The organism is Streptomyces sp. DI166, from assembly GCF_900091315.1.
Lineage (GTDB): Bacteria > Actinomycetota > Actinomycetes > Streptomycetales > Streptomycetaceae > Streptomyces > Streptomyces fuscus.
On the sequence record NZ_FLSP01000084.1, the window covers coordinates 23,178 to 38,535 of the forward strand.

The following is a 15,358-nucleotide window of genomic DNA, read 5'->3' on the forward strand; positions in this document are numbered from 1 at the left end:
ACTGACATACGACGGCCAAGGCCCCCGGAGCGGCATGCTCCGGGGGCCTTGGTACGGGCGCTGCGGTGTTACGCCTGCGGCAGGCGGTCCAGCTGGGCCTGGATGCGGGCGATGTCCTCGTCCGCCTTGGTCAGGCGGCCGCGGATCTTGTCCACGACGTGGTCCGGGGCCTTGGCGAGGAAGACCTCGTTGCCGAGCTTGGCGGTGGCCTGGGCCTTCTCCTTCTCGGCGGCGGCCAGGTCCTTCGCGAGGCGCTTGCGCTCGGCCGCCACGTCGATCGTGCCGGACAGGTCCAGCGCGACCTCCGCGCCCGCGACCGGCAGGGTCGCCGTGGCGGTGAAGTTCTCGCCCTCCGGCTGGAGGCGCAGCAGCTGGCGAATGGCGGCCTCGTGCGGGGCGAGGGCGGTGCCGTCCAGGGTGAGCCGGGCGGGGACCCGCTGGCCGGGCTGGAGGCCCTGGTCGGCGCGGAAGCGGCGGACCTCGGTGATGACCGACTGGAGGGACTCGATCTCCTGCTCGGCCGCCTTGTCGCGGAAGCCGCTGTCCTTGGGCCACTCGGCGATGACGACGGACTCGCCGCCGGTGAGGGTGGTCCACAGGGTCTCGGTGACGAAGGGGACCACCGGGTGCAGCAGCTTGAGGGTGACGTCGAGGACTTCGCCGAGGACGCGCTTGCTGACCTCGGCGGGCTCGCCGCCCGCCTGGAACGTCGTCTTGGACAGCTCGACGTACCAGTCGAAGACCTCGTCCCACGCGAAGTGGAAGAGGGCGTCGGAGAGCTTGGCGAACTGGAAGTCCTCGTAGAGGGCGTCCACTTCGGCGACGACGGAGTTCAGGCGGGAGAGGATCCAGCGGTCGGTCGCCGACATGCGGGCGGCGTCCGGGAGTTCGCCCTCGACGGTCGCGCCGTTCATCAGGGCGAAGCGGGTGGCGTTCCAGATCTTGTTGGCGAAGTTGCGCGAGCCCTGGACCCAGTCCTCGCCGATCGGGACGTCGACGCCGGGGTTGGCGCCGCGCGCGAGGGTGAAGCGGAGCGCGTCGGAGCCGTACTTGTCCATCCAGTCCAGCGGGTTGACCGCGTTGCCGAAGGACTTCGACATCTTCTTGCCGAACTGGTCGCGGACCATGCCGTGCAGGGCGATGGTGTGGAACGGCGGGGTGCCGTCCATCGCGTACAGGCCGAACATCATCATCCGGGCGACCCAGAAGAAGAGGATGTCGTAGCCGGTGACCAGGACGGAGTTCGGGTAGAACTTCGCGAGCGACTCGGTCTGTTCGGGCCAGCCGAGGGTGGAGAAGGGCCACAGGCCGGAGGAGAACCAGGTGTCCAGGACGTCGGTGTCCTGGTGCCAGCCCTCGCCGGTCGGGGCCTCGTCGTCGGGACCGACGCAGACGACCTCGCCGTTCGGCCCGTACCAGACCGGGATGCGGTGGCCCCACCACAACTGCCGCGAGATGCACCAGTCGTGGAGGTTGTCGACCCAGTCGAAGTACCGCTTCTCCATCTCCTGCGGATGGATCTTGACGCGGCCGTCCCGGACGGCGTCACCGGCGGCCTTCGCCAGCGGGCCGACCTTGACCCACCACTGCATGGACAGGCGCGGCTCGATGGTGGTCTTGCAGCGCGAGCAGTGGCCGACGGAGTGGACGTACGGGCGCTTCTCGGCGACGATCCGGCCCTCGGCGCGCAGGGCGGCGACGATGGCGGAGCGCGCTTCGAGGCGGTCTAGGCCCTGGAAGGGGCCGTGGGCGGTGATGACGGCGTGCTCGTCCATCACGGCGACGGCGGGCAGGTTGTGACGCTGGCCGATCTCGAAGTCGTTCGGGTCGTGGGCCGGGGTGACCTTGACGGCGCCGGTGCCGAACTCGGGGTCGACGTGGGCGTCGGCGACGACGGGGATACGGCGGCCGGTGAGCGGGAGTTCGATCTCGCGGCCGACGAGGTGGGCGTAGCGCTCGTCCTCGGGGTGGACCGCGACGGCGGTGTCGCCGAGCATCGTCTCGGCGCGGGTGGTGGCGACGACGATGGAGTCGTCACCCTCGCCGTAGCGGATGGAGACGAGCTCGCCCTCGTCGTCCTGGTACTCGACCTCGATGTCGGAGATGGCCGTCAGGCAGCGCGGGCACCAGTTGATGATGCGCTCGGCCCGGTAGATCAGCTCGTCGTCGTAGAGCCGCTTGAAGATGGTCTGGACGGCCTGGGAGAGGCCCTCGTCCATGGTGAAGCGCTCACGGGACCAGGCGACGCCGTCGCCGAGGCGGCGCATCTGGCCGCTGATCTGGCCGCCGGACTCGGCCTTCCACTGCCAGACGCGCTCGACGAAGGCCTCGCGGCCGAGGTCGTGGCGGGACTTGCCCTCCTTGCCCAGCTCGCGCTCGACGACGTTCTGGGTGGCGATGCCGGCGTGGTCCATGCCGGGCTGCCAGAGCGTCTCGTAGCCCTGCATGCGCTTGCGGCGGGTGAGGGCGTCGATGAGGGTGTGCTCGAAGGCGTGGCCCAGGTGGAGGCTGCCGGTGACGTTCGGCGGCGGGATGACGATGGTGTACGGCGGCTTGTCGCTCTTCTCGTCCGCCTCGAAGTAACCGCGCTCTACCCAGCGCTCGTACAGCGGCCCCTCTACATCGGCCGGCGCGTACTGGGTCGGCAGTTCGGTGTTGGGCGCTGGTGGCTGCTGCTGAGCGTTCTCGGTCACGGGCTCAGTTTAGAGGTGTCGCGGGCGTGTCCCGAAACGGCTTTGTTCTGTAACGGTGCGCCCCCCGGTGCGCCGTGCGCGCCCGGTCTGGGCCAGGATGTCAGGACGACATAAGCATCTGGAGGGGAACCCAGTAATGAGCTACAACCAGCCGGGCCCGTACGGCGGGCAGCCCCAGCAGCCCGGACCGTACGGCCAGCCGGGTCCATACGGCCAGCAGCCGCAGGCTCCGCAGCCCGGCTACGGCTACCCCCAGCAGCCGCCGGCCCCGCAGCCGGGTTACGGCTACCCGCAGCAGGGCGCCCCGGTCCCGCCCCAGCCCGGCTACGGCCAGCAGCCCCCCTACGGCCAGCAGCCCTACGGCGCCCCGATGCCTCCGGCGCCGGGGGGCGGCAAGAAGAAGACGGGGGTCATCCTGGGCTCGGTCGCCTTCGTGGCGGCGATCGCTGTCGGCGCGTACTTCGTGTTCGGGGGGAGCGGCAGCGCCAGCGGCTCGGAAGTCAAGGACGACGGCCCGCACAAGCTGACGACGCCGGAGACGCTGCTCGACGGCAAGTTCAAGCAGAGCTCGGATGCCGACAGCGGCGGCTTCGACGCTAGCGATGTGAAGGAAGCCGAGAAGCATGGCGTGAAGAACGCCAAGGACGTCAGCTCCGGTTACGAGGCGGGGGACAAGGACAACCCTCTGGCCATGGAGATGATCAACTTCATGGGCGTCTACGGCGAGATCGAGGACCCGGAGAAGGTCGTCGACGCCATGTTCGCCGAGATGAAGAAGGAAGCCGCCAAGGACGAGGGCGAGCTCGTCGGCAGCCCCAAGGCGTACTCGCCGAGCAGCCTCAAGGGCGCGGTCCTCAAGTGCCAGGAGACGAAGGTCAAGGGCGAGTCCGGCGGCCCGGACGAGATCAGCGTGCCCGTGTGCATCTGGGGCGACCACAGCACCCTGGGCGTGATCATCAACGTCGACCTGGCGAGCGCCCTGGGCGGCAAGGCCGCCGACCTGGAGAAGGTCGCCGAACTGACGGCCAACGTCCGCAACGAAGTACGCGTCAAGATCTGACGCCTGCTCGCTCCGCAGCGGAAGGCGGCTCGGGTGTGTACCGGGCCGCCTTCGCCGTATGTCAGGCTCGCTTGCAGGCCGGGACGGACACTGCGCTGGCCACGTTCAAGCTCGCGAGCCCAGTGATACAAAGCGGGTTGGGCACCTTCGACACACCCATGTCGATCACCCCGTGAGAACAGGCGGCCTTCACCTTCGGACCGGCGAAGTACCCGTGGGTGGCCACGTAGTTGGTGCAGGCACTCTGCGTGGCACTCGCCGGTGACGCCGCGAGGATCGGCAACATCCCCGCCACGGCAACCACACCGGCCGATGCCGCCGCGATCTTCACCCTCCGGAACATACGATGCCCTCCCGTTTTCAACAGTCGCGATTCGAACAAAGAATCGACTCGGTCGAGGCCCATAAGATCACGTAGCCGTCCGTGAGCACTGGTTCCCCGGCTTGGTTGACGTGATCTCTCCGTGCCATGACGCAAAACGGGCCTTGGCGCGAGTACTCACGCCAAGGCCCCAGGCTGGAACGGGCTGTTACGCCGTCTTCTGCTCCCCCGGCCCCCGGCCGTTGCGGGCATCCCTTGGGATGAGGGTCGGGTTGACGTTGGAGTGGACGACGTCTGCGGTGATGACCACGCGGGCCACGTCCTTGCGGGACGGGACCTCGTACATGACCGACATGAGGACCTCCTCCATGATGGCGCGCAGGCCGCGGGCGCCGGTCTGGCGGAGGATGGCCTGGTCGGCGATGGCTTCGAGGGCCTCGCGTTCGAAGTCCAGTTCCACGCCGTCGAGTTCGAAGAGGCGCTGGTACTGCTTCACCAGGGCGTTGCGGGGTTCCACCAGGATCTGGAGGAGGGCCTCGCGGTCCAGGTTGTGGACCGAGGTGATCACCGGGAGACGGCCGATGAACTCGGGGATCATGCCGAACTTGACCAGGTCCTCGGGCATGACGTCCTCGAACTGGTCCTTGGCCTCCAGCTCCCGCTTGGAGCGGATCGTCGCGCCGAAGCCGATGCCCTTGGCGCCGGCCCGGGACTCGATGATCTTCTCCAGTCCGGCGAACGCGCCGCCCACGATGAACAGGACGTTCGTCGTGTCGATCTGGATGAACTCTTGGTGCGGGTGCTTGCGGCCGCCCTGCGGCGGGACCGAGGCGGTGGTGCCTTCGAGGATCTTCAGCAGGGCCTGCTGCACACCCTCGCCCGAGACATCGCGGGTGATCGAGGGGTTTTCACTCTTCCTGGCGACCTTGTCGATCTCGTCGATGTAGATGATCCCGGTCTCGGCCTTCTTGACGTCGTAGTCGGCCGCCTGGATCAGCTTCAGCAGGATGTTCTCGACGTCCTCGCCGACATAGCCCGCCTCAGTCAGCGCGGTGGCGTCCGCGATGGCGAACGGGACGTTCAGCATGCGGGCCAGGGTCTGCGCCAGCAGGGTCTTGCCGGAGCCCGTGGGGCCCAGCAGCAGGATGTTGGACTTCGCCAGCTCGATCGCGTCGTCGCGGCCGCTGCCCCCGCCGTTCTCCCCGGCCTGGACGCGCTTGTAGTGGTTGTACACCGCGACCGAGAGGGCCTTCTTGGCGGCTTCCTGGCCGACCACGTACCCCTCAAGGAACTCGTAGATCTCGCGGGGCTTGGGGAGTTCCTCCCAGCGCACCTCGCTGGTCTCCGCGAGCTCTTCCTCGATGATCTCGTTGCAGAGATCGATGCACTCGTCGCAGATGTACACACCGGGCCCTGCGATGAGCTTCTTGACCTGCTTCTGGCTCTTGCCGCAGAACGAGCACTTGAGCAGATCGCCGCCGTCACCGATGCGTGCCACGGTGTGCTTCCCCTTCGCCTGGGAGACGACTGGACGCTTGACGAATCCAGCGGCTCCTGGTGCTGCCTTATGTCCGACGGTACCTTGCCGGGGCCCTCGTTCGGGCCCCCCTTGGCACGGTTCACTTTGTCGTGCACCGTGCCAAGGAGCGGCCGACGATACAGCCTCCGCGTCAGCGCACTGCGGAGTTGTTCATCTTCCGGGTCGAGATGATCTGGTCGATCAGGCCGTAGGAGAGCGCCTCCTCGGCCGTGAGGATCTTGTCGCGCTCGATGTCCTCGCGGATCTTCTCGATCGGCGTGGTGGAGTGCTTGGCCAGCATCTCCTCCAGCTGCGCACGCATCCGGAGGATCTCGTTGGCGGCGATCTCCAGGTCGGAGACCTGGCCGCGGCCGGTCTCGCTGTACGGCTGGTGGATCAGGACACGGGCGTTCGGGAGCGCCATGCGCTTGCCCGGGGTGCCCGCGGCCAGCAGGATCGCGGCGGCGGAGGCCGCCTGGCCCATGCAGACCGTCTGGATGTCCGGCTTCACGAACTGCATCGTGTCGTAGATGGCCGTGAGCGCGGTGAAGGAGCCACCGGGGCTGTTGATGTAGACCGAGATGTCCCGGTCGGGGTCCATCGACTCCAGGCACAGCAGCTGCGCCATGACGTCGTTGGCGGAGGCGTCGTCGATCTGGACGCCCAGGAAGATCACGCGCTCCTCGAAGAGCTTCGCGTACGGGTCGTACTCGCGGATGCCCTGCGAGGTGCGCTCCACGAAGCGCGGGATGACGTACCGGGACTCGGCGGACGGGCCCGTGTACTCGGCGCGCGTGCGGTCGTACAGGCCGCTGCCGGGGAAGTCGTTCACTGTCTGTCTCCTAGGGGCTGAGGCGGTCGGCTGGGGGCTGTGCTGGGGCCTCAGGCCCCGGTGCCGCCGCCGCCCGGCATGTTGGCGGCCGTGGTGATGACGTCGTCGATCAGCCCGTACTCCTTGGCCTCCTCGGCGTCGAACCAGCGGTCGCGGTCGGAGTCACGGGTGATCTGCTCGAACGTCTGGCCGGTGTGCTGAGCCGTGAGCTCGGCCATGCGCCGCTTGGTGTGCAGCAGCCGCTCGGCGTGGATCTTGATGTCCGACGCGGAACCGGCCAGGCCGGCCGACGGCTGGTGGATCAGGATCTCGGCATTCGGCAGCGCGAAGCGCTTGCCGGGGGTACCCGCGCTGAGCAGGAACTGGCCCATCGAGGCGGCGAGGCCCATGGCGATGGTCACCACGTCGTTCTTGATGTACTGCATGGTGTCGTAGATCGCCATGCCGGCCGTGATCGAGCCGCCGGGGCTGTTGATGTAGAGGTAGATGTCCTTGTCCGGGTCGGCGGCAAGGAGCAGCAGCTGCGCGGTGATCTTGTTGGCAATGTCGTCGTCCACCGGCTGGCCGAGGAAGATGATCCGCTCGTTGAGCAGCCGGTTGTAGACCTGGTCGCCGAGGCCACCACCGATGGAAGGCTCGCCGGCGGCGGAGGGCATCAGATTCGTCACGTATCCACCTGCTCGTCTTACGACGGCGCCGGGCCGTCTCACGTTTCCCTGCGGGGCGTGGGCCTCGACGATTACGCCGACTTCCCTGCCCTCGTATTCATGGACCCTAACGCGCTGGTTCCTTCGGGGAATCCCGGAGCCGGGAGTGTTCGCCGGGGGCGTAGCGCGGTGGTGACATTTCGTACACGGGCGGCTGCGGCCCGCGGGGAGCCTCCGGCCCGTCCGGCCGCCCTGGACGTGCGCTCGCACCCGCCCCGGACGAGGAAGGCCCCTGGGAACACGTCCCCAGGGGCCTTCCTACGGCTTTACCGGTGTCGCGCGGCTGTTGCCGGCGTCGCGCCCCGGATCAGCCCTCGTTCTTCTCCTCGGCCGGAGCCTCGGCGGCGGCCTCGGTGGTGTCGGCGGCGTCGCCGTCGGCGGCCTCGGCGGCGACCTCGGCGGCCGTCTCGACCTCGTCCTCGTCGTCCAGGTCGATGATCTCGCCGTTGGTGTCCTTGACGGTGGCCTTCTCGACCACGACGGCCAGGGCCTTGCCGCGGGCGACCTCGCCGACCAGGAGCGGAACCTGGCCGCCCTCGACGACGGCCTGGGCGAACTGGTCGGGGGACATGCCGGAGGAGGCCGCGCGCCGCATGAGGTGCTCGGTGAGCTCCTCCTGGTTGACGTTGAGCTTCTCCTGCTTGACCAGCTCGTCGAGGACGAACTGGGTCTTGATGCCCTTGACCGCCGCTTCCTTGGTCTCGGCGTCGAACTCTTCCTCGGTCTTGCCCTGGATCTCCAGGTACTTGGCGAGGTCGAGGCCCATCTGGCCGAGCTGGTGGTGCTCCAGGTTGTGCTTGCGGGTGTTGATCTCGTCCTCAAGCAGCTTCTCGGGGACGGGCACCTCGACGAGCTCCAGCAGCTTCTCCAGGACGCGCTCCTGGGCCTGCGTGGCCTGGTCGTACTGCTTCATGTTGGTGAGGCGCTTGCGGCTGTCCGCCCGCAGCTCCTCCAGGGTGTCGAACTCGGAGGCGAGCTGCGCGAAGTCGTCGTCCAGCTCGGGGAGTTCGCGCTTGGCGACCTGGGTGACCTTGACGGTGACCTCGGCCTCCTTGCCGGCCGCCGAGCCGCCCTTGAGCTCGGAGGTGAAGGTGGCCTCGCCACCGGCCTCCAGGCCCTTCACGGCGTCGTCGATGCCGTCCAGCAGCTCACCGGAGCCGATGGTGTAGGAGACGCCGTTGGCGATGCCGTCCTCCAGCACCTCGCCCTCGACCTTGGCCTCCAGGTCGATCGTGACGACGTCGCCGTCCTCGGCGGCGCGCTCGACCGGAGTGGTGGAGGCGAAGCGCTCACGGAGCTGCTCGACCGACTTGTCGACGTCCTCGTCGGTGACCTCGATGGCGTCGACCTCGACCTCGATGCCGGAGTAGTCCGGGATCTCGATGGCGGGGCGGACGTCGACCTCGGCGGTGAAGTTCAGCGTCTCGCCGTCCTTCAGCTCGGTGATGTCGACCTCGGGCTGGCCGAGGACGCTCAGCTCGGCCTCGTTGACCGCCTCCGTGTAGAACTTCGGAAGCGCGTCGTTGACGGCCTCCTCCAGCACGGCGCCACGGCCGAACCGCTGGTCGATGACCCGCGCGGGGATCTTGCCCTTGCGGAAGCCCTTGACCGTGACCTGCTGGTTGATCTTCTTGTACGCCGCGTCGAGGCTGTCCTTGAGCTCCTCGAAGGGCACCTCGACAGTGAGCCGAACCCGGGTCGGGTTCAGGGTCTCCACGGCGCTCTTCACGGTTCGGTCTCCTTGTGGCTGACTGCTTGGTTTCTGCCGGTACCAGACTGGCCCGGCGGATCGCCGCCCGGAGGACTTCAGGGAGTGAGGACACACGGGCGCGCAGCTTGCATAGTAACCGCAGCCGCGGAACGACCCAAAGGCGATCACTGGGGATGATCGAGCAGGTGGTCGGGGTGGCGGGATTTGAACCCACGGCCTTCCGCTCCCAAAGCGGACGCGCTACCAAGCTGCGCCACACCCCGTCTGGTGCGACACGTAGGGTACATGCACGCAGGCAGTGGAGCCGCCGCATTTACGGGGTGTGCACCGAAGGGGCCGAACCCGCTACGATGCCTCCTGTGCCGCGGTCATCTGACCTGCGGCGCGTCCTGTGCGGGCGTAGCTCAATGGTAGAGCCCTAGTCTTCCAAACTAGCTACGCGGGTTCGATTCCCGTCGCCCGCTCTGTACGGCTCAGGGCCGGGCCGGATCTTGATGATCCGGCCCGGCCCTGAGTGGTTTCCGGGTGGTGCCGGGCCCGGTCGCGGGCGTGCGCGGGCCCGCCCTCCGCCGGTGGGCGGGGTGGGCGGGGGCGGTGGCTAGAACTGGATGGAGTTGATCGTCTCGGCTATCGAGTCGAGGAAGCGCTGGATGTCGTCGGCCATGCCGGTGGAGGCGAGGAAGAAGCCGAACAGGACGGCGACGACGGCCGGGCCGGCCTTGAGGGAGCCGCCACGGATCAACACCACCATGATGATCGCCAACAGCAGCACCACTGACAGCGAAATGGCCACAACTGATCACACCCTCGCTCGGTCCTCTCCCGACCCGGGGGTGCCGGCCCCGCACACCCCCGCCAGAACCATCGTGCCACCAACAGGCCCGCCCTATGCGACAGGTGGGGCATCGGTGACCTCAACTGCGGCCACCGCGACGGCGACCGGAGCCCACGGACGGCCATCGCGCCTGTCTCGTACGGCAATTCGAATGGGCACCCGTACGAGGAATTCCGGATGATCGTTTCCATGGCCACGCATCTCGCGCGCGGGCATATTCGAATTTCCGCCCGGGGCGCCTTCAACTCCGGCCCACACCTTGCCTTATGTACCAATTCGGCTGGATTAAACGGTGCAAGGTGGACACGTCTCGGTTGGGCCGGAGTCCTGATCAGTAGCCTTGAGCACTAATGACCCGGCGCGTTTTACTCATCCGCACAGGCGCCACTAGGGTGCCTCAAATGTTGCACGCTGCCTCGTCCTCACCCACGACACAGCAAGGCCATCCGAAAGCACCGGCCCCGAACCGGCCGAGACCGGACGCACCGGGCGGCAAGCGACGCGACGCGTTCTTCGACAACGCCAAGTTCCTGGCGATCGTCCTGGTGGCTGTCGGCCATTCCTGGGAGCCCCTGCGGGACGGCAGCCGCACCGTGGAGACGCTGTACACGATCGTGTACGCCTTCCACATGCCGGCGTTCATCATCATCTCCGGCTACTTCTCGCGCAGCTTCGACGCGAGCCCCGGCCGGCTGCGCCGGCTGATCACCGGGGTCGCCGTCCCGTACATCGTGTTCGAGACCGCGTATCCCCTGTTCAAGCGGTTCGTCGCCGGTGATCCGGACATGGAGATCAGCCTGCTGGACCCCTGGTACCTCACCTGGTTCCTGGCCGCGCTGTTCATCTGGCGGCTGACCACTCCCGTCTGGAAGGTGGTCCGCCATCCGCTGCCGGTCGCCCTCGGCATCGCGATGCTCGCCTCCGTCAGCCCGGAGATCGGCGACGACCTCGACCTCCAGCGGGTCCTTCAGTTCCTGCCGTTCTTCGTGCTGGGCCTGACCCTCAGGGCCGAGCACTTCCAGTGGGTGCGGCGGCGCTCGGTGCGGATCATGTCCGTGCCGGTCGTCGCGGCGGCGCTGGTCATGGGCTGGTGGGCCGCGCCGCGGATGACCGGGAGCTGGTTCTACCACCGCGACGCCGCACAGGAGCTGGGCGCGCCCTGGTGGACCGGGCCGGTGATGGTGCTCGCCCTGTTCGGCTGCTCGCTGGTGCTCACCGCCTGCTTCTTCGCCTGGGTGCCGGGCCGGACCATGTGGTTCACCGCGCTCGGCGCGGGCACGCTGTGCGGCTATCTGCTGCACGGGTTCCTGGTGAAGGCCGGGGAGTACCAGGGCTGGTTCGAGCCCGCGTGGCTGCACAAGCCGCTCGGCGAGATCTTCGTCACCCTCGCCGCGGCCGCGATCGTGACGCTGCTGTGCACCCCGCCGGTGCGGCGGATCTTCCGGTGCGTGATGGAGCCGGAGTTGAAGTGGGCGTTCCGCCGGGACGCGGCGGAGGAGGCCCGGGAGCGGCAGCGGCCCAAGGCCGGCACCCAGGCCGGGACCAAGGCCGACGTCCGCCCGTAGCGGGCTCTCAGGGCTCCAGGCCGAGGAGTGCGCGCATGCGTGCGTACTTCTCGGTCAGGCGTACGCGGGTGGGCTCGTCCAGGACCGCCAGGCGCGCCGGGTCGGAGTTGTGCGCCAGGTCCGACTCCTTCACCAGGCGGGCGCCCGGGGTGGCCAGGATGCGGGCGGCGTACTCCTCCGGCGACTCCCCCGGCCGCTTGGTCATCGCCAGGACGATGTCCTTCGTACGGCGGCTCAGGGCCGCCTCCTGAAGCCACTGCTCGGTGAGGGCGTCGTCCTCGATGGCGTCGTGCAGCCAGGCGGCGGCGATCTGGTGCTCGTCGCCCCCGCGGGCGCGTACGCCCCCGGCGACCGCCGCCAGGTGCTCGGCGTACGGGCGGCCCGACTTGTCCGTCTGCCCCTCGTGCGCGGACCGGGCGATCGCCTCGACCTCGTCCGGTATCAGCGTCATGCGTGCACCCCCGACTGTGCGGTGACCGTCGGCCCGTCACGGCAGATCAGCAGCAGGGCGCGGTCGTCGTTGACGTCCTTGGCCACGGCCTCGATGAGGTGCCAGGCGGCGCCGTGGAAGCCGCCGGCGACATAGCGGTCGGCCTCGCCGGTAAGACGGTCGATGCCCTCGACGATGTCGCGGTCGGAGGTCTCCACGAGTCCGTCCGTGAACAGCATCAACACGTCCCCGGGGCGCAGTGAGCCCTTCACGGGGTCGAACTGGGCGCCGTCGTACACACCCAGCAGCGGGCCCTCGGCGGCCTTCTCCTCCCAGCGTCCGCTGCCCGCGCTGAGCTGGAGCCCCGGCGGATGGCCCGCGGAGTACAGCTCGTAGTCGCCGGAGTCGAGGTCCAGGACCAGGTGGATGGAGGTGGCGAAGCCCTCGTCCCAGTCCTGGCGCAGGAGATAGCCGTTGGCGGCCGGGAGGAAGGCGTGCGGGGGCAGCGAGCCGAGCAGGCCGCCGAAGGCGCCGGAGAGCAGCAGAGCGCGCGAACCCGCGTCCATGCCCTTGCCCGACACGTCCGTCAGCACGACCTCCAGGGTGCGGCCGCCGTTCGTCCGGGCCGCGACAACGAAGTCACCGGAGAACGACTGGCCGCCCGCCGGGCGCAGCGCCATCTCGCGGTGCCAGCCGCTCGGCAGTTGCGGCAGCTTGCTCTGCACCCGGATGCGTTCGCGCAGGTCGAAGAGCATGGTGCCGCCGCGCCGCCAGGGCACGCCGACCCGGCTGCGGAACTGCGCGATGAGCAGCCCGACGAACCCGCAGGCCGCGACCACCAGCACCACGCCGGGCGTGACCCGCGCGGCGCCCTCGGTGTACGGGCCGAGCTGCACCGACTCCACGATCAGCGCGGTGGCGGCGGCCGCGTACAGGCCGAGCAGGCTGGCCGGGCGCAGCAGCAGTCCGCCGGCCACGATCGGCAGGACCAGCGCGGCCGGGGCGCACCACACCGGGTTGGCGAGCGTGGTGGCCGCGATGAGCGGAACGGTGAGCAGCAGTCCGGCCAGCGCGATCCAGTCGGAGCCGTCGCCGCGGAAGTAGTCCACGGCGCTTCGGCGCAGGCCGACGCGGACCCGGTGCCACTGAATACGCAACCGGGCCATGAACGTCTCGGCGGCCGTGCGCCGCTGTCGTCCTGCTGCCATTAGTTCGGGACCCTATCCATCGGACCTGCCCGTTGGCACGGGAGGTCCCACTTGTCCCCCGTCCGAGGCTCAACTTCACAGTGAACTTCACGAGAAGACATCTCGCGGCAACCAAGGGGAAATTCCCTGGCTCGTCCCGCATTGCCCTGGTAGGCATGGCACATGGGGACTCAACTCACGACCGGTTCCACGATCGAGCTCCGGGAGCTGCAGCCCGAGCAGTGGGACACCTGGTACGACGTCCTGCTGCGCGCCTTCGGCGGGGTGCCAGAACCCTCCGCGGAACGTGAACTCTACCGCGAGCTCACCCAGTTCGACCGTTCCATCGCCGCCTGGGACGGGGAGCTGTGCGTGGGCTCGGCAGGGGCGTTCCGGTTCGCCGTGACGGTGCCGGGCGGGGCCTCGGTGCCCGCGGCGGGCGTGACGATGGTCTCGGTCGCCGCCACGCACCGGCGGCGCGGGATCCTCACCTCGATGATGCGCAGGCAACTGGACGACGTACGGTCCTGGGGCGAGCCGCTGGCGGTGCTGACGGCCTCCGAGCCCGCGATCTACGGGCGGTTCGGGTACGGCGTGGGGACGTTCCAGCTCTCCGCCGAGATCGATACCAGCCGGGTGCGGCTGTCGGTGCCGGACGGTACGGATGACGTACGGCTGCGGTACGCCGAGCCCGCGGACGTCGTGGACGCGTGCGAGGCGGTGTACGCGGCGCTGGTGCCGGTCCGGCCGGGGATGCTCGCCCGAGTGCGGCCCGGGTGGGAGCGGGTCGGGGTGCTCGACCCCGAGGACGGGCGGGACGGGGCCTCGCCGTTGCAGTGCGTGCTCGCCGAGCGGGACGGGGAGACGGTGGGGTACGCCCGGTTCGCCATCAAGCCGGAGTGGGGGGTCGGCGGACACAAGGGAGAGGTGCTGCTGCGGGAGCTGGCCGCGCTGGACCCGGCCACCGAATCCGCTTTGTACCGTTTCCTGTTCGACATCGACCTGACGTCCACTTTGCGGATGTACGGGCGGCCCATGGACGAGGCCTGGCAGTACCGGGTGTCCGACATCCGGCGGTGCCGGCCGCGGTTCCGGGACGGGCTGTACGTCCGGCTCGTCGACCTGGGGGCGGCGCTGCAGGCGCGGACGTATCAGGCGCCGGTGGATGTGGTGTTCGAGGTCGAGGATGCCTTCTGCCCCTGGAACAGCGGGCGTTGGCGGCTGTCCGGGGACGCGAAGGGGGCGTCCTGTGAGCGGACCCGGGACGCGGCCGATCTGTCGCTGTCCGTACGGGAGTTGGGGTCGGCGTATCTGGGTGGGGTGAGCCTGGCGTCGCTCGCGGGGGCCGGACGGGTGCGGGAGCTGCGGTCGGGGGCGCTGGCGGAGGCTTCCCTGGGGTTCGGGTCCGTGGTGGCGCCGTGGCTGCCGCACGGGTTCTGATGTCGGGCGGGTTCTGATGTCGGGCGGGCTCTGATGTCGGGCGGGCTCTGAGTCGCGGGGCTTCCGAGTCGCGGGGCTTCCTAGTCGCACGGGTTCTGAGCGGGGGTCAGCTGCCTTCGCTCTGGCACTTCGGGCACCAGAAGAGGTTGCGGGCCGCCAGGTCCGCCGTGCGGATGTCCGTGCCGCAGATGTGACAGGGGAGGTTCGCCCTGCGGTACACGTAGACCTCGCCGCCGTGGTCGTCCACGCGGGGCGGGCGGCCCATCGCCTCCGGGGTGTGTTCCGGGCGGACCGTGTCGATGCGGTTGTTGCGGACGCCCTCGCGCATGAGGGCGACGAGGTCCTGCCACATCGCGTCCCACTCGGCGGGAGTGATGTCCTTGCCTGCGCGGTACGGGTCGATTCCGTGCCGGAAGAGGACCTCCGCGCGGTAGACGTTGCCTACGCCCGCGATGACCTTCTGGTCCATCAAAAGGGCGGCGATCGTGGTGCGGCTGCGGGAGATCCTGCGGTACGCCGTGGTGGGGTCGGCGTCGTCGCGGAGCGGGTCGGGGCCGAGGCGGTCGTGTATCGCCTGCTTCTCCTGCGGGGTGATCAGGGCGCAGGTGGTCGGGCCGCGGAGGTCCACGTATGCCTTGGTGTTGGTGAGGCGGAGGCGGACCGTGTCGGTGGGTGGGGGTGCGGGGGTGGGGCCGAAGGTGACCTTGCCGAAGAGGCCGAGGTGGATGTGGATCCAGTCGGTGGCGCGGAAGCCGAGGAAGAGGTGTTTGCCGTGGGCCTCGGTGGTGGTGAGTCGGGTGCCGGTGAGTAGGGCTGCGGCGTCGGAGAACTTGCCCTGGGGGCTGGTGACTTGGGGGGCGGTGCCGGTGAAGGCCTCTGCGTAGTCCTGGGCCAGGCGGTGGATGGTGTGCCCCTCAGGCACGGTGTGCTCCTTGGTGGTTGTGCGGGGGTGGGGGCGGGGCGGCGCAAGGGGTGGTGCGTTTTTTCGCCCCCGCCGCCCCTTCCCGTTCCCGTCCCCAGGGGCTGCCGCCCCTTCGACCCCGCCCAGGGGGCTTTG

13 protein-coding genes and 2 tRNA genes are annotated in these 15,358 nt (G+C 69.0%); 4 read left to right on the plus strand and 11 right to left on the minus strand.

Annotation, left to right across the window (positions count from 1 at the left end):
* Positions 1-68 precede the first annotated feature (68 nt).
* A complete protein-coding gene (locus tag GA0115233_RS31160) occupies positions 69-2,693 on the minus strand; it encodes a valine--tRNA ligase (RefSeq protein ID WP_093723665.1) in 2,625 nt (874 codons plus the stop codon).
* A gap of 136 nt (positions 2,694-2,829) precedes the next feature.
* Between GA0115233_RS31160 and GA0115233_RS31165 the strand changes: the two genes are divergently transcribed.
* Positions 2,830-3,753, plus strand: coding sequence for a hypothetical protein (locus tag GA0115233_RS31165; RefSeq protein ID WP_093723666.1), 924 nt, complete (start codon positions 2,830-2,832; stop codon positions 3,751-3,753).
* Between the two features lie 61 nt (positions 3,754-3,814).
* Here GA0115233_RS31165 and GA0115233_RS31170 read toward each other — a convergent pair whose 3' ends face one another.
* The 6 genes from GA0115233_RS31170 to GA0115233_RS31195 form a co-directional block, all read right to left on the minus strand.
* Complete coding sequence (locus GA0115233_RS31170) at positions 3,815-4,084, minus strand: hypothetical protein (RefSeq protein WP_141689591.1); 270 nt, start codon at positions 4,082-4,084, stop codon at positions 3,815-3,817.
* A 199-nt stretch (positions 4,085-4,283) separates the two neighbouring features.
* On the minus strand, positions 4,284-5,573 hold the full coding sequence (clpX, locus tag GA0115233_RS31175; RefSeq protein WP_058925301.1) for an ATP-dependent Clp protease ATP-binding subunit ClpX: 1,290 nt from the start codon (positions 5,571-5,573) through the stop codon (positions 4,284-4,286).
* A 172-nt stretch (positions 5,574-5,745) separates the two neighbouring features.
* A complete protein-coding gene (locus GA0115233_RS31180) occupies positions 5,746-6,426 on the minus strand; it encodes an ATP-dependent Clp protease proteolytic subunit (RefSeq protein WP_093723668.1) in 681 nt (226 codons plus the stop codon).
* A gap of 50 nt (positions 6,427-6,476) precedes the next feature.
* Entirely contained in the window at positions 6,477-7,082 is a 606-nt protein-coding gene (locus GA0115233_RS31185) for an ATP-dependent Clp protease proteolytic subunit (RefSeq protein WP_176712012.1), read from the minus strand.
* Between the two features lie 358 nt (positions 7,083-7,440).
* A complete protein-coding gene (tig, locus tag GA0115233_RS31190) occupies positions 7,441-8,862 on the minus strand; it encodes a trigger factor (RefSeq protein WP_093723670.1) in 1,422 nt (473 codons plus the stop codon).
* Positions 8,863-9,030: 168 nt separating this feature from the next.
* Positions 9,031-9,107: transfer RNA gene (locus GA0115233_RS31195), tRNA-Pro, on the minus strand.
* A gap of 130 nt (positions 9,108-9,237) precedes the next feature.
* On the opposite strand from GA0115233_RS31195, the gene GA0115233_RS31200 reads away from it, so the two are divergent.
* Positions 9,238-9,308, plus strand: a tRNA-Gly gene (locus GA0115233_RS31200).
* Positions 9,309-9,442: 134 nt separating this feature from the next.
* On the opposite strand, the gene GA0115233_RS31205 is transcribed toward GA0115233_RS31200, so the two are convergent.
* Positions 9,443-9,637: a hypothetical protein gene (locus tag GA0115233_RS31205; protein WP_093723671.1), complete on the minus strand. Its 195-nt coding sequence runs from the start codon at positions 9,635-9,637 to the stop codon at positions 9,443-9,445.
* A 443-nt stretch (positions 9,638-10,080) separates the two neighbouring features.
* On the opposite strand from GA0115233_RS31205, the gene GA0115233_RS31210 reads away from it, so the two are divergent.
* Entirely contained in the window at positions 10,081-11,244 is a 1,164-nt protein-coding gene (locus GA0115233_RS31210) for an acyltransferase family protein (RefSeq protein WP_093723672.1), read from the plus strand.
* Between the two features lie 7 nt (positions 11,245-11,251).
* Here the strand turns inward: GA0115233_RS31210 and GA0115233_RS31215 are convergent, their stop codons facing one another.
* Both GA0115233_RS31215 and GA0115233_RS31220 read right to left on the minus strand, forming a co-directional pair.
* Positions 11,252-11,695, minus strand: coding sequence for an HD domain-containing protein (locus GA0115233_RS31215; protein WP_093723673.1), 444 nt, complete (start codon positions 11,693-11,695; stop codon positions 11,252-11,254).
* The gene (locus GA0115233_RS31220; protein ID WP_093723674.1) at positions 11,692-12,882 is read right to left on the minus strand and encodes a PP2C family protein-serine/threonine phosphatase; all 1,191 of its coding nucleotides are present in this window, start codon (positions 12,880-12,882) and stop codon (positions 11,692-11,694) included. The genes GA0115233_RS31215 and GA0115233_RS31220 overlap by 4 nt, the downstream gene beginning before the upstream one ends.
* A gap of 162 nt (positions 12,883-13,044) precedes the next feature.
* On the opposite strand from GA0115233_RS31220, the gene GA0115233_RS31225 reads away from it, so the two are divergent.
* Entirely contained in the window at positions 13,045-14,301 is a 1,257-nt protein-coding gene (locus tag GA0115233_RS31225; protein ID WP_093723675.1) for a GNAT family N-acetyltransferase, read from the plus strand.
* A 106-nt stretch (positions 14,302-14,407) separates the two neighbouring features.
* Here the strand turns inward: GA0115233_RS31225 and GA0115233_RS31230 are convergent, their stop codons facing one another.
* Complete coding sequence (locus GA0115233_RS31230; RefSeq protein ID WP_093723676.1) at positions 14,408-15,223, minus strand: Fpg/Nei family DNA glycosylase; 816 nt, start codon at positions 15,221-15,223, stop codon at positions 14,408-14,410.
* Between the last annotated feature and the right edge of the window lie 135 nt (positions 15,224-15,358).

Coding starts and splice junctions, on each gene's coding strand:
- GA0115233_RS31185 (WP_176712012.1), bottom strand. CDS start 7,082: ATGCCCTCCGCCGCCGGCGAGCCTTCCATCGGTGGTGGCCTCGGCGAC.
- GA0115233_RS31225 (WP_093723675.1), top strand. CDS start 13,045: ATGGGGACTCAACTCACGACCGGTTCCACGATCGAGCTCCGGGAGCTG.
- GA0115233_RS31220 (WP_093723674.1), bottom strand. CDS start 12,882: ATGGCAGCAGGACGACAGCGGCGCACGGCCGCCGAGACGTTCATGGCC.
- GA0115233_RS31210 (WP_093723672.1), top strand. CDS start 10,081: ATGTTGCACGCTGCCTCGTCCTCACCCACGACACAGCAAGGCCATCCG.
- GA0115233_RS31165 (WP_093723666.1), top strand. CDS start 2,830: ATGAGCTACAACCAGCCGGGCCCGTACGGCGGGCAGCCCCAGCAGCCC.
- GA0115233_RS31215 (WP_093723673.1), bottom strand. CDS start 11,695: ATGACGCTGATACCGGACGAGGTCGAGGCGATCGCCCGGTCCGCGCAC.